At 62.5% G+C, this 18598-nt stretch carries 21 protein-coding genes and 1 riboswitch; of the genes, 19 read left to right on the top strand and 2 right to left on the bottom strand.

Annotated elements, in window-relative coordinates; translation table 11 throughout:
- Positions 1–166 precede the first annotated feature (166 nt).
- The 5 genes from DXT77_RS26770 to DXT77_RS26790 all read left to right on the top strand — a co-directional run bounded on the left by DXT77_RS26770 (position 167) and on the right by DXT77_RS26790 (position 4837).
- The gene (locus DXT77_RS26770; RefSeq protein WP_119429808.1) at positions 167–1216 is read left to right on the top strand and encodes a DUF2066 domain-containing protein; all 1050 of its coding nucleotides are present in this window, start codon (positions 167–169) and stop codon (positions 1214–1216) included.
- Between the two features lie 36 nt (positions 1217–1252).
- Positions 1253–2326 carry an AI-2E family transporter gene (locus tag DXT77_RS26775; RefSeq protein ID WP_085710575.1) on the top strand — a complete coding sequence of 358 codons (1074 nt, stop codon included), beginning with the start codon at positions 1253–1255 and terminating at the stop codon, positions 2324–2326.
- Positions 2327–2545: 219 nt separating this feature from the next.
- Positions 2546–3250: a DnaA regulatory inactivator Hda gene (gene hda, locus DXT77_RS26780; protein WP_025111852.1), complete on the top strand. Its 705-nt coding sequence runs from the start codon at positions 2546–2548 to the stop codon at positions 3248–3250.
- Positions 3251–3464: 214 nt separating this feature from the next.
- Positions 3465–4082 (top strand): C40 family peptidase, encoded by a 618-nt coding sequence (locus DXT77_RS26785; RefSeq protein WP_085710576.1) that lies wholly within the window; start codon positions 3465–3467, stop codon positions 4080–4082.
- Between the two features lie 218 nt (positions 4083–4300).
- Complete coding sequence (locus DXT77_RS26790; protein ID WP_085710577.1) at positions 4301–4837, top strand: C40 family peptidase; 537 nt, start codon at positions 4301–4303, stop codon at positions 4835–4837.
- Between the two features lie 68 nt (positions 4838–4905).
- On the opposite strand, the gene DXT77_RS26795 is transcribed toward DXT77_RS26790, so the two are convergent.
- Positions 4906–6219, bottom strand: coding sequence for a sorbosone dehydrogenase family protein (locus DXT77_RS26795; protein WP_119429809.1), 1314 nt, complete (start codon positions 6217–6219; stop codon positions 4906–4908).
- Between the two features lie 66 nt (positions 6220–6285).
- Complete coding sequence (locus tag DXT77_RS26800) at positions 6286–6870, bottom strand: hypothetical protein (protein ID WP_119429810.1); 585 nt, start codon at positions 6868–6870, stop codon at positions 6286–6288.
- A gap of 166 nt (positions 6871–7036) precedes the next feature.
- Positions 7037–7263: riboswitch (cobalamin riboswitch) on the top strand.
- Between the two features lie 80 nt (positions 7264–7343).
- Between DXT77_RS26800 and cobO the strand changes: the two genes are divergently transcribed.
- The 14 genes from cobO to DXT77_RS26865 are packed head-to-tail and all read left to right on the top strand — an operon-like array spanning position 7344 to position 18590.
- The gene (gene cobO / locus DXT77_RS26805) at positions 7344–7955 is read left to right on the top strand and encodes a cob(I)yrinic acid a,c-diamide adenosyltransferase (protein ID WP_119429811.1); all 612 of its coding nucleotides are present in this window, start codon (positions 7344–7346) and stop codon (positions 7953–7955) included.
- Complete coding sequence (locus DXT77_RS26810) at positions 7952–9247, top strand: cobyrinate a,c-diamide synthase (protein WP_119429812.1); 1296 nt, start codon at positions 7952–7954, stop codon at positions 9245–9247. The genes cobO and DXT77_RS26810 overlap by 4 nt, the downstream gene beginning before the upstream one ends.
- Positions 9244–9894, top strand: coding sequence for a 5,6-dimethylbenzimidazole synthase (gene bluB, locus DXT77_RS26815; protein WP_085710584.1), 651 nt, complete (start codon positions 9244–9246; stop codon positions 9892–9894). The genes DXT77_RS26810 and bluB overlap by 4 nt, the downstream gene beginning before the upstream one ends.
- Positions 9891–10799, top strand: a complete 909-nt coding sequence (gene cbiB, locus DXT77_RS26820; RefSeq protein WP_119429813.1) for an adenosylcobinamide-phosphate synthase CbiB — start codon at positions 9891–9893, stop codon at positions 10797–10799. Before bluB ends, cbiB begins: the two co-directional genes overlap by 4 nt.
- Positions 10792–11802 carry a threonine-phosphate decarboxylase CobD gene (gene cobD / locus DXT77_RS26825; RefSeq protein WP_119429814.1) on the top strand — a complete coding sequence of 337 codons (1011 nt, stop codon included), beginning with the start codon at positions 10792–10794 and terminating at the stop codon, positions 11800–11802. The genes cbiB and cobD overlap by 8 nt, the downstream gene beginning before the upstream one ends.
- Entirely contained in the window at positions 11799–13265 is a 1467-nt protein-coding gene (locus DXT77_RS26830) for a cobyric acid synthase (protein WP_119429815.1), read from the top strand. The genes cobD and DXT77_RS26830 overlap by 4 nt, the downstream gene beginning before the upstream one ends.
- Positions 13253–13774, top strand: a complete 522-nt coding sequence (gene cobU / locus DXT77_RS26835; RefSeq protein WP_119429816.1) for a bifunctional adenosylcobinamide kinase/adenosylcobinamide-phosphate guanylyltransferase — start codon at positions 13253–13255, stop codon at positions 13772–13774. The genes DXT77_RS26830 and cobU overlap by 13 nt, the downstream gene beginning before the upstream one ends.
- Positions 13771–14826: a nicotinate-nucleotide--dimethylbenzimidazole phosphoribosyltransferase gene (gene cobT, locus DXT77_RS26840; RefSeq protein WP_119429817.1), complete on the top strand. Its 1056-nt coding sequence runs from the start codon at positions 13771–13773 to the stop codon at positions 14824–14826. The genes cobU and cobT overlap by 4 nt, the downstream gene beginning before the upstream one ends.
- On the top strand, positions 14823–15398 hold the full coding sequence (cobC, locus tag DXT77_RS26845; RefSeq protein ID WP_119429818.1) for an alpha-ribazole phosphatase family protein: 576 nt from the start codon (positions 14823–14825) through the stop codon (positions 15396–15398). The genes cobT and cobC overlap by 4 nt, the downstream gene beginning before the upstream one ends.
- Before the next feature lies 1 nt (position 15399).
- Positions 15400–16131, top strand: coding sequence for an adenosylcobinamide-GDP ribazoletransferase (locus tag DXT77_RS26850; protein ID WP_119429819.1), 732 nt, complete (start codon positions 15400–15402; stop codon positions 16129–16131).
- 56 nt (positions 16132–16187) lie between these two features.
- Positions 16188–16592 carry a MarR family winged helix-turn-helix transcriptional regulator gene (locus DXT77_RS26855; RefSeq protein ID WP_119429820.1) on the top strand — a complete coding sequence of 135 codons (405 nt, stop codon included), beginning with the start codon at positions 16188–16190 and terminating at the stop codon, positions 16590–16592.
- 54 nt (positions 16593–16646) lie between these two features.
- The gene (locus DXT77_RS26860; protein WP_085710595.1) at positions 16647–17855 is read left to right on the top strand and encodes an MFS transporter; all 1209 of its coding nucleotides are present in this window, start codon (positions 16647–16649) and stop codon (positions 17853–17855) included.
- A complete protein-coding gene (locus tag DXT77_RS30200; RefSeq protein WP_256663051.1) occupies positions 17852–17977 on the top strand; it encodes a hypothetical protein in 126 nt (41 codons plus the stop codon). The genes DXT77_RS26860 and DXT77_RS30200 overlap by 4 nt, the downstream gene beginning before the upstream one ends.
- 52 nt (positions 17978–18029) lie before the next feature.
- Positions 18030–18590 (top strand): glutathione peroxidase, encoded by a 561-nt coding sequence (locus DXT77_RS26865; RefSeq protein ID WP_085710596.1) that lies wholly within the window; start codon positions 18030–18032, stop codon positions 18588–18590.
- Positions 18591–18598: the final 8 nt, after the last annotated feature.

The raw sequence follows: 18598 nt of genomic DNA on the forward strand, positions 1-18598 counted from the left end.
GCTGTGGGTGACATCACGGGTGCCTGTATAAGGAACCGTCTATCGTTAGGGCTGTGCAAAAACTTATCGCCAGCGTGTGAATGTTTTGCAACGGCCAGTGGTCACAGGCTTGCTCAATCCGGTTCACGCGGCCTGTTCCAGCCGCTCTTGTCGACGGGAATTCTCCATGCGTTTGTGTAAATTGCTGTTAGTGGGCTGCTTGTCTCTGGTCAGCCTGGCGAGCCAGGCCGAAAACGTCAAAGGGCTTTATCAGGTGCGCGAGCCGGTCAGCGGCCAGTCGCCGGAGGAGCGTGATCGTGCCACGCAAGCGGCGCTGGATACGCTGGTGCTGCGTCTCACGGGGGATCCGAAGGCGCTGCAGAATCCCGGGCTGGCGCCGATTCGCAAGGATCCGCAACAGATCATCAGCCAGTTCGGTTTCGATGCCGGGCCGCCGGAAGTGTTGAAGGTCGACTTCGACCCGGCGACCACCGAGCAGGCGCTGCGCCGTGCCGGGTTGTCGCTGTGGGGCGCCAGCCGGCCGTCGATCCTGAGCTGGTGGCTGAACGACTCCACCGAAGGCTCAAGCCTGGTGGGCGACGGTCAGGCCAGTGCGGCGCCGTTGCGGCGTGCCGCCCAGCACCGAGGGTTGCCGTTGCGTCTGCCGCTGGCGGATCTGAGTGAGCAACTGGTCGCGACCGCGCCGACGCTCGAAGGCACCGATCCGGCACCGCTTCATGCAGCGTCTGAACGTTACAGCGCTGATGCCTTGCTCGCCGTGCATGCCCGCGAAGAGGGCGGTCAGTGGCAAGCCAAATGGCATTTGTGGCTGGGCGATCAAAAGGAAGCGGGAAGTGTGCAGGGGGCAGATCAGGCCGCCGTCGCCGACGCCGTGATGCTGGCGGTGGCCGAGCGACTGGCGCCGCGCTTTGTTGCCAAACCGGGTGCCTCGGGGCAGCAGACGCTGGAAGTGCAGGGCATGAACCTGGAGCATTACGCGACGTTGCTGCGGATGCTCGAACCCTTTGGCGTGCGGCTGCAGAGTGTCGATGCCGATCGCATTGTGTGTCGGGTCAACGGCAGCGCCGATCAGTTGCGGGCGCAGTTGTCGCTGGCGAAGTTGCAGGAAATGCCGGCCGAGGCGCCGGCTCCGGTGGCTCCGCAGCCTGTGGTGCCAGGCGGTGCGCCTGTCGTTGCGCCGGCACCTGCGGCGCCGTCGTTGCGATTCCGCTGGTAGGTTTTTCTTTCATATATAGAAGCAATGGAGTGTTACATGGCCGATACGCGGCGTTGGTTCTGGCTCGGTGGGGTGCTCCTGCTTTGCGCGTTTGTCTGGTTGCTGCATCCGATCCTCACGCCGTTTCTGGTGGCGCTGTTGCTCGCTTATCTGTTCGATCCTTTGGTTGATCGTCTTGAGCGGCTCGGCCTGTCTCGCACCTGGGGCGTGATTGCGGTGTTCGCCTTGTTCACCCTGATCTTCACCACGTTGCTGCTGGTGCTGGTGCCGATGCTCGCCAAGCAGTTGCTGCGTCTGTACGAACTGGCACCGCAGATGCTCGACTGGCTGCAGCACACGGCGTTGCCATGGGCGCAGTCGAAGCTGGGGCTGTCGGATGGCTTCTGGAAGTTCGACAAGGTCAAGGCAGCGATCACCGAGCACATGGGCCAGACCACCGACATCGTTGGCGTGGTGCTGAGTCAGGCCACCGCTTCCAGCCTGGCGCTGATTGGCTGGCTGGCGAATCTGGTACTGATCCCGGTGGTGAGTTTCTACCTGCTGCGCGACTGGGACGTGATGATGGCCAAGATCCGCAGCCTGTTGCCGCGTGATCGTGAAGAGCGCGTGGTGGCGCTGGCAGGCGAATGTCACGAGGTTCTCGGGGCGTTCGTGCGCGGACAGTTGCTGGTGATGCTGGCGCTGGGCGTGATCTATGCGGCGGGGCTGATGATTGTCGGTCTGGAGCTGGGCCTGTTGATCGGCCTGATCGCCGGTCTGGCGGCCATCGTGCCTTATATGGGGTTTGTGATCGGGATCGGCGCGGCGCTGATTGCCGGGCTGTTCCAGTTCGGCGGCGACCTGTACCCGATGATCGGGATCGTTGCGGTGTTCATGGTCGGTCAGGCCCTGGAAGGCATGGTGCTGACGCCTTTGCTGGTGGGTGATCGGATCGGGCTGCATCCGGTGGCGGTGATCTTTGCGATCCTTGCCGGCGGTGAGCTGTTCGGCTTCACCGGTGTGCTGCTGGCGTTACCGGTGGCGGCGGTGATCATGGTGCTGGTGCGCCACGTCCATGATTTATACAAGGACTCCGAAATGTATAGCGGAGTCGATGATCCGAAGCTGTAAGGCGAGGTAAGGCCGCCCGGTGAATTGCCGGGTTGGCCCGTCTCATGCAGGCGATGCCGGCACTCGGGCGCCAAAGAAACTGTCATAAAACCAGCAAGTTAACGCAAACCTTTGATTTTGCTTGGGGTCTGTCGCATTGTGCGCTCCGCTTCACGGGTATAAACTTCGCACACTTTACACAGAGGCCACTAACGGTTCCTTGGGAACTGTTCAGTCAGCATGAAACCGATTCAGCTGCCCCTAGGTGTGCGTCTGCGTGACGACGCCACCTTCATCAACTACTACCCAGGCGCCAATGCCGCTGCACTCGGCTATGTCGAGCGTCTATGCGAAGCCGACGCCGGCTGGACCGAAAGCCTGATCTATCTGTGGGGCAAGCACGGAGTAGGGCGTACGCATCTGTTGCAGGCCGCGTGCCTGCGTTTCGAGCAGATGGGCGAACCGGCGGTGTACCTGCCGCTGGCCGAGTTGATGGATCGCGGCATCGAAATCCTCGACAACCTCGAACAGTACGAACTGGTCTGCCTGGACGACTTGCAGGTGATCGCCGGCAAGCCCGACTGGGAAGAGGCGATGTTTCACCTGTTCAACCGTCTGCGCGACAGCGGTCGTCGGTTGCTGATCGCCGCCTCCACCTCGCCGCGTGAGTTGCCGGTAAAACTGGCTGACTTGAAGTCGCGCCTGACCCTGGCGCTGATTTTCCAGATGCGTCCTCTCTCAGATGAAGACAAATTGCGCGCCCTGCAATTGCGCGCATCCCGTCGCGGGCTGCATCTTACCGACGAAGTCGGGCATTTTATTTTGACTCGCGGCACCCGCAGCATGAGCGCGCTTTTTGACCTGCTCGAGCAGCTCGATCAGGCCTCTTTGCAGGCTCAACGCAAGCTGACCATTCCCTTCCTGAAAGAAACCCTGGGCTGGTAAAACCGGGGCTTTCAGCGGGTTTCGGCATATTTCAGGCGCCAGAAAATCCGCTTTCCTGTGCATTGCGCAGGCTGCGTCTCGATTCAAATAGGCTTAAGCGCTTAGATGTAAACGAGAAACCGGGAAGTCACAAAAAGATCGATTGAATTTGCAAATGAGGCTGATAGCGGGCATAGTCTCGGCTTCTTTACAACTATCAGCCACGGTCGTGCCCATGCTAAAGCGCTTCGCACCCCTCGTGCCTCTCGCACTCGTCACCCTGTTGTTCGGTTGCGCTGCTCATTCACCTGTTCAAGAGCAGCAACAACAGGCTAAAAATTCTGCCACCGCCCAGTCTTCCGTTATTTACCAGGAAGAGCTGGACACCGAAAAGGAACTGGCCGCTTTCAACGGCAAGAAGCCTTACCAGCTTCCGGTTCTGGCCGACAGCATTCTTGAACGCGGCATGTCTCTGATCGGTACCCGTTACCGTTTCGGCGGCACCTCTGAAGCCGGGTTCGATTGCAGCGGTTTCATCGGCTACCTGTTCCGCGAAGAAGCCGGCATGAACCTGCCGCGCTCCACCCGCGAAATGATCAACGTGGATGCTCCGCTGGTATCGCGCGGCAACCTCGAGCCGGGCGATCTGCTGTTCTTCGCCACCAATGGTCGTCGCGGTCGTGTAAGCCACGCCGGGATCTACCTGGGCGACAACCAGTTCATTCACTCCAGCAGTCGTCGCAGCGGCGGTGTCCGTATCGACAGCCTGGGTGACAGCTACTGGAGCAAGACCTTCATCGAAGCCAAACGCGCTTTGGCGAACGCTCCAACCGTGGTTACCGCTCGCAAGTAATCACGTTTTTGTCGCCACGCTCGTGGCGACAGGCGGTCCTTCAGAGGCAATAGACTTAAACTTTACAAGGTGAAGTTAAAGTCTTACTTGAAGTTTGCCGCGTAGCCGCTAGAATCCTGATCTATATTGATGGCAAACCGCCTGCGTCCCAACGCAGGCGGTTTTGTTTTCTGTCGAATCGGCAGTAAAAGCCGCAGCCAGATCAGGATGTTCTGCTTATGACGATGACGGCCCGCCTTGCCCTGATGTTCTTCGCAGCGCTGCTCAGCGCTTGCGCCAGCCGCACTCCGCCGCCAGCCCCCGTGGTTCGCGCGCCGATTGTGTTCGGATCCTCCCAGGCTTTCTCTCCCGCTGCCGAAGACGTGCTGTTCCGCGCGCTCGGGCTGGTGGGTACGCCTTATCGCTGGGGCGGCAACACGCCGGATTCAGGCTTTGATTGCAGCGGCCTGATCGGTTTTGTCTACCGCGATGCGGCCGGCATCAGCCTGCCGCGTTCGACCCGCGAGATGATCGTCATGCAGGCACCGAATGTCGGCAAGGAAGGGCTGCAGACTGGCGACCTGATCTTCTTCGCCACCAATGGCGGCTCTCAGGTCAGTCATGCGGGGATTTACGTCGGGGAGGGGCGCTTCGTTCATGCACCGGCCACCGGTGGCACGGTTAAGCTCGACAGCCTGTCGAAAGCGTATTGGCAGAAGGCCTATCTGAGTGCCAAGCGCGTTCTGCAGCCGGAGCATCTGGCGCACAACCCGTAAAGCTGCGTATCAATAAAAAACCGTGGGAGCACATTGGCTCCCACGGTTTTTTTGTTTCAGGGCTTGGGCTATTTAGCCGCCGACACCCGCCACACCTTGTTCCCCACATCGTCCGCCACCAGCAATCCGCCTTGCTGATCAATCACGACGCCAACCGGGCGACCTAAGGCGTTCTCATCCTTGTCGAGGAAACCGGTCAGTACATCCACCGGCGTTCCGCTCGGTTTGCCGGCGCTGAATGGCACGAAGATCACCTTGTAGCCACTGTGCGGCTTGCGGTTCCACGAGCCGTGCTGGCCGATGAATGCGCCCTCCTTGAATTGGGCCGGCAGTGTGGCGCCCTCGGCGAAGGTCAGGCCCAGTGAGGCGGTGTGCGGGCCGACGGCGTAATCCGGAGCGATGGCCTTGGCCACCAGATCCAGGTTTTGTGGCTCGACGCGGACATCGACGTGCTGGCCGTAATAGCTGAACGGCCAGCCATAGAAACCGCCATCCTTGACCGAGGTGATGTAGTCCGGCACCAGATCACTGCCGATCTCATCACGCTCGTTTACCGCAGTCCACAGCGCGCCGCTTTTCGGCTCCCAGGCCAGGCCGTTGGGGTTGCGGATGCCTGAGGCGAAGATCCGGTGATTGCCGGTCGCCCGATCCACTTCCCAGATCGCCGCGCGACCTTCTTCCTGATCCAGGCCGTTTTCGCCGACGTTGCTGTTCGAACCGACGGTGACGTACAGCTTGCTGCCGTCCTTGCTGGCAATGACGTTCTTGGTCCAGTGATGGTTGAGCGGGCCGCCCGGCAGATCCGCAATTTTGATTGGCTGGCTCTTGATTTCGGTTGCGCCGGGCTCGTAGCGAAAGCGCAGCAGGCGGTCGGTGTCGGCGACGTATAGATCGTTGCCGACCAGCGTCATGCCGAACGGTGAATTGAGGTTTTGCAGAAACACCGTGCGCGTCTCGGCCACGCCGTCGTGATCGGCATCGCGCAACAGGGTGATGCGGTTCGGGCTCGGTACGCCGGCACCGGCGCGGCCCATGACTTTTTTCATCACCCAACCGCGTATGCCCTTGCCGTCGTCCGGTTTTGGCGGGGCATTGGTTTCCGCCACCAGCACATCGCCGTTGGGCAGCACGTAGAGCCAGCGCGGGTGATCGAGGTTTTCGGCAAATGCCGCCACCTGAGTGCCTGCCGCTGGCGTCGGTTTCGCGCCCGCCGGCCAGCCGATCGCCGGGGCGATGTTCACCGTCGGGATCAGGGTCTTGTTCGGTTCGGGCAGTTTGGGGGACGGGCCGGTGCCGTCCGAGACTTGCAGGCTGGAGGATTCACCACAGGCGGTGAGCCCTCCGGCGAGTGCGATGACGAAAACGAGCTGGGGCTTGCGCATTACTGATCTTCCCTATGAATGCATTCCTAATCATAGAGAAGCACACGAGCCCGATGGTTCAACCCCTCAGCCGCGCGCCTCCTTGAACAGCACGGCAATACCGGGGTGATAGTTGCCGACCTCGCTGCGCAATTTGCGGTAGGCATACGGGAAGTACCAGGCGACGGCGCAGGTGTGTTCCTTTTGCAGGTCGTCGACCATGTCCTGCAGTTCTTCCGGGCTGGCGCTGTGCTGGGCTTTCTGTGGGGCGACGAACAGGCAGCCGAGTTTGAGATCGCTGGCGTAGCTGATGCGCTTGGCGTCGCTGGTGATATCGGCCAGGGCCTGAGTCAGATTCAGGCTGTTGACGCGTGGCCAGCGCTGGGTCGCCTGGATATAGGCGCGATCTTCGGCGCCGGCCAGGAACAGGTCGGCCCGGGCATTGCGCTCGCCTTCCTCGTTCTGTTTGCGCGTGGCGGTGTCGCGCAGGGTCACCAGTTCGGCCATCCAGGCGGCGGCAGACAACAGGCCGAGGTTGGCTTTTTCGTCGTGCCAGTAGGGTGTGTCGTTGTCGCCGCGCACGGCGTTGTAGCGGTCGATACAGTCAAACCATCGTTCCAGCACCGGGCGCAGGAATTCCAGCCGCGGATTGCTGATGATCATGCCTTGCATGGTGCTCTCCCTTGTTATTGTGATGTGCTCTCTGCAGTCAAAAAGCATGGCTCTTTGATATCACTGCTGACAGTGTGGCACAAGATTGGCGTCAGATAATTGATCGACGGCAGTTATTTGCCGCACGACCCCCTCTTCATTTGACGCTCCACCCCCAACCCTCTAACCTTCGCGGCTTGTTTCAGGTGCTCTGTGACCGCTGTCGACAGAGTGAAACAGGGAAGCCGGTGAGGATTGTCTTCAAGCGAAGAACCATCACGATCCCGGCGCTGCCCCCGCAACGGTAAATGAGTGAAAGCTGCGTCGAATGCCACTGCTGCAAAGCGGGAAGGCGCGCAGCCAGGCGAACGCCGCTCATGAGCCCGGAGACCGGCCTGATCCATCCAGCGGCATCACGGTGGGCGATGCCAGGCTTGTTGCCGTCCATTCTTGTGCCTGCCCGCCGTTATCCAGCCTCAACGGAGAGCTCCCCCATGACTGATTCCCCCGAACGCGACGAGCGCCACCTGGCGCGCATGCAGCGCAAAAAAGCCGTGATCGACGAGCGTATCGCCAATTCACCGGACGAATGCGGCCTGGTGCTGGTGCTGACCGGCAACGGCAAAGGCAAAAGCAGCTCGGCGTTCGGCATGCTCGCTCGCGCCATGGGCCATGGCATGAAGTGCGGCGTAGTGCAGTTCATCAAGGGCCGCAACAGCACCGGCGAAGAGTTGTTTTTCCGCCGCTTCCCCGAGCAGGTGCGTTTTCATGTGATGGGCGAGGGCTTCACCTGGGAAACCCAGGACCGCCAGCGCGACATCGCCGCCGCCGAGGCTGCATGGGAAGTCTCCCGTGAACTGCTGCGTGATCCGTCGATCGGTCTGGTGGTGCTCGACGAACTGAACATCGCCCTCAAGCACGGTTACCTCGATCTGGATCAGGTGCTCAGCGATCTGCAGGCCCGTCCGCCGATGCAGCACGTGATCGTCACCGGCCGCGCCGCCAAGCCGGAAATGATCGAGATGGGCGACACCGTCACCGAAATGGGCATGATCAAGCACGCCTTCCAGGCTGGCATCAAAGCGCAGAAAGGCGTCGAACTTTGAATCAACCACGTCACTGTCCGGCGGTACTGATCGCCGCCCCGGCCTCCGGCCAGGGCAAGACCACCGTCACTGCAGCACTGGCCCGTTTGCATCGCAATCAGGGCCGCAAGGTCCGCGTCTTCAAGTGCGGCCCGGACTTTCTCGACCCGATGATCCTCGAGCGCGCCAGCGGTGCGCCGGTCTACCAACTCGACATGTGGATGGTCGGCGAGCAGGAAAGTCGTCGTCTGTTGTGGGAAGCCGCCGCCGAAGCGGATCTGATCCTGATCGAAGGCGTGATGGGCTTGTTCGATGGCACGCCATCGAGCGCCGATCTGGCGCGGCATTTCGGCGTGCCGGTGCTCGGCGTGATCGACGGCACGGCCATGGCCCAGACCTTCGGCGCCTTGGCGCTGGGCCTGGCGCGCTATCAGCCGGACTTGCCGTTTGCCGGCGTGCTGGCCAACCGTGTCGGCACGGTGCGCCACGCGCAATTGCTCGAAGGCAGTCTCACTGAAGGCCTGCGTTGGTACGGCGCGTTGTCCCGGGAAACCGGGATCGAGCTGCCAAGCCGCCATCTGGGCCTCGTGCAGGCCAGTGAACTCAATGATCTCGATGTACGTCTCGACGCCGCCGCCGAAGCGCTGGCCGGCACCTGCGAGGTAGCGCTGCCGCCGGCCGTGGAATTCGCTGCACCTGAAGTCGTGAAGACCGAAAGACTGCTTGACGGCGTGCGAGTTGCTGTTGCCCGTGACGAAGCCTTCGCCTTCACCTACGGCGCCAGTCTCGATCTGTTGCGGGCGATGGGCGCGGAGTTGAGCTTCTTCTCGCCGATCCGCGATACGCAATTGCCCGAAGCCGACAGCTTGTACCTGCCCGGCGGTTATCCGGAATTGCACCATGTTGCCTTGTCGCAGAACGCCGACATGCTCAAAGCGATCCGCGCACATCACGCCGCCGGTAAACCGCTGCTCGCCGAATGTGGCGGCATGCTCTATCTGCTGGATTCGCTGACCGATGTCGAAGGCACCCGCGCCGAACTGGTCGGGTTGCTCAAAGGTGATGCGGTGATGCAGAAGCGTCTGGCAGCCCTGGCCCTGCAATCCGTCGAATTGCCGGAAGGCGTGCTGCGCGGTCACACCTATCACCATTCCCTGACCACTACCGAACTGACGCCGATTGCCCGGGGCCACAGCCCCAATGGCGGGCGCGGTGCCGAAGCGGTGTATCGGGAAGGGCGGATGACTGCCTCGTACGTGCACTTTTACTTTCCGTCGAACCCGTCGGCGATTGCCGCATTGTTGGTGCCATGACCGACAACGCCTTCACTGAAACCGAGCGCGCAGCGGTCTACCGCGCCATCGCCGAACGCCGCGACATGCGCCACTTCAGCGGCGGCACGGTCGAGCCGGAACTGCTGCGCCGTCTGCTGGAAGCCGCGCATCAGGCACCGAGCGTCGGCCTGATGCAGCCGTGGCGCTTCATCCGCATCAGCGACCGCGCCTTGCGCGGACAGATCCAGAATCTTGTTGAAGAAGAACGGGTACGCACCGCCGAAGCCCTCGGCGAGCGCAGCGACGAGTTCATGAAGCTCAAGGTCGAAGGCATCAACGACTGTGCGGAAGTGTTGGTTGCAGCCTTGATGGACGATCGCGAGCGACACATTTTCGGCCGTCGCACGCTGCCGGAAATGGACATGGCGTCGCTGTCCTGCGCGATCCAGAACCTGTGGCTGGCGGCGCGCGCCGAAGGTCTGGGCATGGGCTGGGTGTCGCTGTTCGAACCGCAAGCGCTGGCCGATCTGCTGCAACTGCCGGCCGGGGCCAAGCCGCTGGCGGTGCTTTGCCTGGGGCCGGTCAAGGAATTCTATCCGGCGCCGATGCTGGTACTCGAAGGGTGGGCGCAGGCGCGTCCGCTCAATGAGCTGCTGTATGAAAATTTCTGGGGAGTGAGTCAATGAGTGTGGCGTTGCTGAGTGTCGCCGCGGTCGCGCTGGACGCGCTGCTGGGTGAACCGAAACGCTGGCATCCGCTGGTGGCGTTCGGCAATTTTGCCGGGCGCATCGAGCAACGTTTCAATACCGGCGGGCGCGGCTGGCGCAGCCATGGTGTCACCGCGTGGGTGATCGCGGTGCTGCCGCTGACGTTACTTGCCACGGCCTTGTCCTGGGCGCCTTATGTGGGCTGGATCGTCGAGATCGTCGCGCTGTATTGCGCTCTCGGCATGCGCAGCCTCGGCGAGCACGTCGAGCCGGTGGCCAGGGCCCTGCGCAGCGATGATCTGGAAGAGGCGCGCAAACGCGTAGGGTATCTGGTCAGCCGCCAGACCAGTGAACTGGACAGTACCGCCGTCGCCCGCGCTGCCACCGAATCGGTGCTGGAGAACGGCAGCGATGCGGTGTTCGCCGCGATCTTCTGGTTTGTCGTGGCCGGTGCGCCGGGCGTGGTGCTCTATCGCCTGAGCAATACCCTCGACGCAATGTGGGGCTATCGCAACGAACGTTTCGAGCGTTTCGGCTGGGCCGCGGCAAAGATCGACGACGTCCTCAACTACATTCCTGCACGTCTGGTGGCGTTGACCTACGCGCTGCTGGGCAAGACTCGACTCGCGCTGAAATGCTGGCGCACCCAGGGTCCGAAATGGGACAGCCCGAACGCAGGCCCGGTGATGGCTGCCGGCGCAGGCGCCTTGGGCGTCGAGCTGGGCGGGCCGGCGATCTATCACGGTGAGCTGCACGAGCGTCCGCAGTTGGGCGAGGGTGCGCCGGCGGATGCCGATTCCATTGATCGCGGCTGGCAATTGGTCCAGCGCGGGGTATGGTTATGGCTGCTGATTCTCTGCGTGGGGGCTGAATTCTATGCTTGAGCACGGTGGCCGACTGCGCAGGGCGGCGCTGGAATACGGCATCGCCGAAGAAGACTGGCTCGACCTGTCCACCGGTCTGGCACCGTGGCCGTTTCCGGTCCCGGAGATCCCGCTGCGGGCCTGGGCGCGTCTGCCGGAAACCGATGACGGTCTGGAGCAGGCGGCGTGCGACTACTACGGTGCCGCTCAGGTGTTGCCGGTGGCCGGTTCGCAGATGGCCATTCAGTTGCTGCCGCGATTGCGCCGGGCCGGCAAGGTCGGCGTGCTGTCGCCGTGTTATGCCGAGCATGCCGAGGCCTGGCGGCGCAGTGGTTACATCGTCCGCGAGGTTCTGGAGCAGGAAGTCGATTTCTTTCTCGACAGCCTCGACGTGCTGGTGGTGGTCAACCCGAACAATCCTACCGGCCTGAGCCTGACGCCGGCGAAGTTGCTCGACTGGCACGCACGGCTGGCCCAGCGCGGCGGCTGGCTGGTGGTGGATGAAGCGTTCATGGACAACACCCCGCAATTGAGCCTGGCGCCGCATACCCATCAGGTCGGACTGATCGTGTTGCGTTCGTTCGGCAAGTTTTTCGGGCTGGCCGGTGTGCGGCTCGGGTTCGTGCTGGCCGAGCGCAAGTTGCTCCGTTTACTGGCCGAGCAGGTGGGTCCCTGGGCTGTCAGCGGGCCGACCCGGGTGCTGGGGCAGGCCTGCCTGCAAGACACCGAAGGCCACACTCGTCAGCGAATTCGCAGCGATGAAGCCAGCGAACGACTGGCCGCGCTGCTCGAACGCTACGGCTTCAAACCTCAGGGTGGCTGTGCGCTGTTCCAGTGGCTGATCACCGAGCATGCTCACGCACTTCACGAATTCATGGCCCGTCGCGGCATCCTCCTGCGTCTCTTCACGCACAACAGCAGCCTGCGTTTCGGTCTGCCGGCCAATGCCGCCGATGAGGCGCGGCTTGAGCAGGTCCTGCAAGCGTTCGCCGTGGACCGCTCTATGGACAAGAAACCCGCATGACTACGTTAATGGTGCAAGGCACCACTTCCGATGCCGGCAAAAGTACGCTGGTGACGGCGCTGTGTCGCTGGGCGACCCGTCAGGGTGTTGCCGTGGTGCCATTCAAACCGCAGAACATGGCGCTCAACAGCGCGGTGACTGCCGACGGCGGCGAAATCGGCCGGGCGCAAGCGGTGCAGGCGCAGGCCTCGCATCTTGAACCGCACACCGACATGAACCCGGTGCTGCTCAAACCCAACAGCGACACCGGCGCCCAGGTCATCATCCACGGTCGTGCGGTCACCAGCATGAACGCCGTTGCCTATCACGACTACAAAGTCATCGCCATGCAGGCCGTGCTCGCCTCTCACGAGCGCTTGAGCGCCGCGTATCCGCTGGTAATGGTCGAGGGCGCGGGCTCGCCGGCGGAGATCAATCTGCGCGCCGGCGACATCGCCAACATGGGCTTCGCCGAAGCGGTGGACTGCCCGGTTTTGTTGATTGCCGACATCAATCGAGGCGGCGTGTTTGCCCATCTGGTGGGCACGCTGGAACTGTTGTCACCGAGCGAGCAGGCACGGGTGAAGGGCTTCATCATCAACCGTTTTCGTGGCGATATCGCCTTGCTGCAACCCGGCCTCGACTGGCTGGAGCAGCGCACCGGCAAACCGGTGGTGGGCGTCCTGCCTTACGTGATGGACCTGCATCTGGAGGCTGAGGACGGTATCGATCAGCGCCAGACCGACAAAGCCGAGCAAGTCCTGAAAGTGGTGGTGCCGGTGCTGCCGCGCATCAGCAATCACACCGATTTCGATCCCCTGCGTTTGCATCCGCAGGTTGACCTGCAATTCATCGGCCCGGGGCAAGCGATCCCGCCAGCTGACCTGATCATCCTGCCGGGCTCGAAAAGCGTCCGTAGCGATCTGGCTTATCTGCGCGCCAATGGCTGGGAATCCGCCATCAGCCGCCATCTGCGTTACGGCGGCAAGCTGCTGGGAATCTGCGGCGGTCTGCAGATGCTCGGCGAGCAGGTGCATGATCCGCTCGGCCTGGAAGGCGCGCCGGGTTCCAGCGCGGGGCTGGGCCTGCTGGCGTTTGAAACCCAGCTCGAAGCCGAGAAGCAGTTGCGCAATGTGCGCGGGCGTCTGGTGCTGGAAGATGCCGAGGTCAGTGGTTATGAAATTCATGCCGGTGTGACGACCGGATCTGCGCTGGAAAACGCCGCTGTCCATCTGGACGATGGCCGTTGCGACGGTGCGCAAAGTCCTGACGGTCAGATTTTCGGCACCTACCTGCACGGCCTGTTCGAATCACCGGCGGCCAGTGCGGCGCTGTTGCGCTGGGCCGGTTTGAACGATGTGCAGGAGGTGGATTACCACGGCCTGCGCGAGCGCGATATCGAGCGGCTGGCGGATCTGGTCGAGAAGCATCTCGATACCAGGTTGTTACGTGAACTCTGTGGAATGTCCCCATGCTCCAGTTGATCCTCGGCGGCGCCCGCTCCGGCAAAAGTCGCCTGGCCGAAAAACTCGCCACCGACAGCGCGCTGGCCGTGACGTACATCGCCACCAGCCAGCCGCTGGATGGCGAGATGAATGAACGCGTCGCCCATCACCGGGCGCGACGTCCTGCCGAATGGGCATTGATCGAAGAGCCACTGGAACTGGCCCGTGTGCTGCGCGAAACCGCCAGCGCCGAACGTTGCCTGCTGGTGGATTGCCTGACGCTGTGGCTGACCAATCTGCTGATGCTCGAAGACGCCGAGCGTCTTGCCGCCGAACGCGAAGCCCTGCTCGAATGCCTGGCGTCGCTGCCGGGTGAAATCATTTTTGTCAGCAACGAGACCGGAATGGGTGTCGTGCCGCTGGGCGAATTGACTCGCCGCTACGTCGATGAAGCCGGTTGGCTGCATCAAGCTCTGGCCGAGCGTTGTCAGCGAGTCGTCCTGACCGTCGCCGGCCTGTCCCTGACTCTGAAAGGACCTGCGTTATGACTCAAACCTGGTGGCTGAACCCGTGCAAACCGGTGGATACGGACGCCGTTGAAAACGCGGCGGCGCGTCAGCAGCAATTGACCAAACCTGCCGGCTCCCTCGGGCAGCTCGAATCGGTGGCGGTGCAACTGGCCGGATTGCAGGGCCGGATCAAGCCGACACTCGATCAGGTCTGGATCACGATTTTTGCCGGCGACCACGGCGTTGTCGCCGAAGGCGTTTCGGCTTTCCCGCAGGAAGTCACTGGCCAGATGCTGCTGAATTTTGTAAGCGGCGGTGCCGCGATCAGCGTGCTGGCGCGACAGCTCGGCGCGCAGTTGGAAGTAGTGGATCTTGGCACCGTGACGCCGTCGCTGAACCTGCCGGGCGTACGCCACTTGAACATCGGCCCGGGTACGGCGAATTTCGCCAAGGGCGCGGCGATGACTCAGGCTCAGGGTGAACTTGCCTTGCAGGGCGGTCGCGACAGCGTGCTGCGCGCGAAGTCGGCGGGCGCGCAATTGTTCATCGGCGGTGAAATGGGGATCGGCAACACCACGGCTGCCAGTGCGCTGGCCTGTGCGCTGCTCGATTGCCCGGTGGCGCATCTGACCGGCCCCGGCACCGGGCTGAACGCCGAAGGCGTCAGCCACAAGGCGCAGGTGATCGAGCGGGCGCTGGCGCTCCATGCGGCGCAACGTGGGGATGCGTTGCAGACGCTGTTCAATCTCGGCGGCTTCGAGATTGCGGCTTTGGTCGGCGCGTATCTGGCGTGTGCTCAGGAAAGTGTGGCGGTGCTGGTGGACGGTTTTATCTGCACCGTTGCGGCGCTGGTGGCGGTGCGGCTGAATCCTGCCTGCCGTGAATGGCTGCTGTTCGGCCATCGCGGCGCCGAGCCGGGTCATCGTCACGTGCTGGAAACCCTTGGCGCCGAACCGCTGCTGGAGCTGGGCCTGCGTCTGGGCGAGGGCAGCGGTGCGGCGCTGGCGGTGCCGTTGCTGCGCCTGGCCTGCGACCTGCACGGGCAGATGGCGACCTTCGCCGAAGCAGCGGTGGCGGATCGCCCGGCATGACCTTGCGTCTGGACCTGCTGCGCCACGGTGAAACCGAACTGGGCGGCGGCCTGCGCGGCAGTCTCGACGATGCACTGACCGAAAAAGGCTGGGCGCAGATGCGCGAGGCGGTGATCGGGCAGGGGCCGTGGGATCGGCTGGTCAGTTCGCCGTTGCAGCGTTGCGCGCGGTTTGCTGAAGAGTTGGGTGCGCAACGGGATCTGTCGGTGTCTCTGGACAAGGATCTGCAAGAGCTGCATTTCGGTGCCTGGGAAGGACAGAGCGCGGCGGCGTTGATGGAAACCGATGCCGAAGCGCTTGGGCTGTTCTGGGCCGATCCCTATGCGTTTACTCCGCCGCTGGGGGAGCCGGTCAGCGACTTTTCAGCGCGGGTGCTGGCGGCGGTCATGCGCTTGCATGCGGCACATGCGGGGGAGCGGGTGTTGCTGGTCAGTCATGGTGGCGTCATGCGTCTTTTGCTGGCCCGGGCCCGTGGTTTGCCCCGTGAACAATTGCTTAATGTCGAAGTTGCTCACGGCGCGCTGTTTTCGCTGATCGTCGAGGCCGATGGTTCGCTCAAGGAAGTGTGCTGACATGCTGCCCCTGTGGATCGCCCTGCAATTTCTCAGCAGCCTGCCGATTCGTCTGCCGGGCATGCCGGCGCCTGAGGATCTCGGGCGCTCGCTGCTGTTTTATCCGCTGGTGGGTGTGCTGTTCGGCGTGATTCTCTGGGCGCTGAACATCGCTCTGGCCGGCGCGCCTGTGCTGCTGCATGCCGCGTTGCTGCTGACGGTGTGGGTGCTGCTCAGCGGCGCGCTGCACCTCGACGGCCTGGCGGACAGCGCCGATGCGTGGCTCGGTGGTTTCGGTGATCGCGAGCGCACGCTGACAATCATGAAGGATCCGCGCAGCGGGCCGATCGCGGTGGTGACGCTGGTGCTGGTGTTGCTGCTCAAATACGCCGCGTTGTTGGCGTTGATCGAAAAACACCAAGGCATGGCGTTGATCATCGTTCCGCTGATCGGACGAGCAGCGCTGCTCGGATTGTTCCTCACCACGACCTATGTGCGGGCCGGCGGGTTGGGACAGGCGCTGGCCGATCATCTGCCGCGCAAAACGGGTTGGCGGGTGCTGGCGGTGAGTTCAGTGGTGTGCGTGCTGATCGCCGGGTTCAACGCTGTCGTGGCGCTGCTGTTGTCGGTCGTGGTGTTCATCTGGCTGCGGCATCTGATGGTGCGGCGACTGGGCGGAACCACCGGTGATACGGCGGGTGCGTTGCTGGAATTATTGGAGATGTCGGTGTTGGTCGGGCTGGCCTTGTTTTGATAAGTAACTTTGATCTGTAACTTGATTTAACAGACTCGCGGGTATATACACGCATCATGCTTCCTTCTCAGTGTTTGTGCACCAACCTGCGTCGCGCCGCCCGCGGCGTCAGCAGGCATTACGACGGCGCTCTCGACGGCTTCGGGATCAACGTTGCCCAGTATTCTCTGCTGTGCAACCTGCAGCGTCTGGATCAACCGAGCATTTCCGAACTGGCCGAAGCGATGGGCCTGGATCGCAGCACCCTCGGGCGCAATCTGCGGGTGCTGGAAGGCGAAGGTCTGGTGGCGCTGGCCGAGGGCGAAGACATGCGCAACCGCATCGTCCGGCTCACCGAAACCGGCGCACAACGCCTGTCAGCGGCCCTGCCGGCCTGGGAAGCGGCGCAGCAGCGGTTGATCGACCGACTGGGTGCCGAGAAGCGTGAAACCTTGCTGCGGCTGTTGGATGAACTGGCCTGAGGGCCGGTTTTTTCCGAATCTAAGCGGGTATATACCCGCGACTGGAGAATAACAATGAGTTCGATGTGGCGTACGTGCGGTTGGGTGTTGCTGGGGAGTGCGCTGATTCTGGCGTTGTCGTTGGGCGTGCGGCACGGCTTCGGGCTGTTTCTGTCGCCGATGAGCGCTCAGTTCGGCTGGGGCCGTGAGGTATTCGCCTTCGCCATCGCCTTGCAGAACCTGATCTGGGGCCTGGCACAACCTTTCACTGGCGCACTGGCCGACCGCTTCGGCGCGGCAAAAGTGGTGTTGATCGGTGGCGTGCTTTACGCCTTGGGCCTGGTGTTCATGGGGCTGTCGGAGACCGCTTTGGGTCTGTCCCTGAGTGCCGGTTTGCTGATCGGTATCGGGCTGTCCGGCACTTCCTTCTCGGTGATTCTCGGTGTGGTCGGGCGTGCGGTTCCGCCGGAAAAACGCAGCATGGGCATGGGTATCGCCAGCGCCGCCGGGTCCTTTGGCCAATTCGCCATGCTGCCGGGCACCCTCGGCCTGATTGGCTGGCTGGGCTGGTCGGCGGCATTGCTGGTGCTGGGCCTGCTGGTGGCGCTGATCGTGCCGCTGGTGAGCATGCTCAAGGACAAGCCGTTGCCGGTGCTCGGCCATGAGCAAACGCTGTCTGAAGCCCTGCGCGAAGCCTGCTCGCATTCCGGGTTCTGGCTGCTGGCATTCGGTTTCTTCGTCTGTGGCTTCCAGGTCGTGTTTATCGGCGTGCACCTGCCGGCCTATCTGGTCGACCAGCATCTACCGGCTACCGTCGGCACCACAGTGCTGGCGTTGATCGGGCTGTTCAACATCTTCGGTACCTACACTGCCGGCTGGCTCGGCGGGCGCATGTCCAAGCCGCGTTTGCTGACCGGGCTGTACCTGCTGCGGGCGGTGGTGATCGTGCTGTTCCTGTGGCTGCCGGTGACGACGACTACGGCGTATCTGTTTGGTATGGCGATGGGTTTCCTGTGGCTGTCGACGGTGCCGTTGACCAACGGTACGGTGGCGACCTTGTTTGGCGTGCGAAACCTGTCCATGCTCGGCGGGATCGTGTTCCTGTTCCACCAGCTCGGCTCGTTCCTCGGCGGCTGGCTGGGCGGGGTGGTGTATGACCGGACCGGGAGTTATGACTTGATCTGGCAAGTGGCGATTCTCTTGAGCCTGTTGGCGGCCGCGCTGAACTGGCCGGTGCGCGAGCGTCCGGTCGAGCGTCTGCAGGCCCGTACGAGCGCGGCATGATGCGAATCTGGCCACGAATCGCCATCACCGCACTCGGCGCTGTCTTGCTGGCGCTGGTGTGGTGGGGCTGGCATCAGGGCGGCCTGGCGCTGATGCAGTTGGGCATGGGCGCTTGCCTGTAGGCTTTGAGGGCGAGTAACGTCGGGTTCTGACGACTGCTCAAGGATGCCCGACATGCTCAAGCGCTGGTGTGCTGTTCCTGCGTTGCTGATGGCGTTGACCGGACTGGCCCAGGCCGCGGATTGTCCGGAATTGTTGCAAGGTTCGTTGCCCAAATTGCGGGCCAAGGAATCCATCGACCTGTGCCAGCGCTACGCCGACAAACCGCTGGTGGTGATCAACACCGCCAGCTTCTGTGGTTTCGCCCCGCAGTTCGAGGGCCTCGAAGCGCTCAACCAGCGCTACAAGGCGCAAGGGCTGGAAATGCTCGGCGTACCCTCCAATGACTTCAAACAAGAGTCCAAGGACAGCGCCGAGACCGCCAAGGTCTGCTACGCCAACTACGGCGTGACGTTCACCATGACCGAACCGCAGAAAGTCCGTGGTGACGGTGCCACCCATCTGTTCCAGGTGCTTGCCGCGCAAAGCAGCGCGCCGAAGTGGAATTTCTATAAATACGTGGTCGATCGTCAGGGCAAGGTGATCGCCAATTTCTCCAGCCTGACCAAACCGGATGATCCGGAGTTTCTTGCGGCCATTGAGAAAGCCATTGCGTCTAAACCGCTGAAACCCTGATCGATGCC

Origin of the sequence: Pseudomonas sp. 91RF (genome assembly GCF_003576265.1) — a bacterium.
Classification (GTDB): domain Bacteria; phylum Pseudomonadota; class Gammaproteobacteria; order Pseudomonadales; family Pseudomonadaceae; genus Aquipseudomonas; species Aquipseudomonas kribbensis.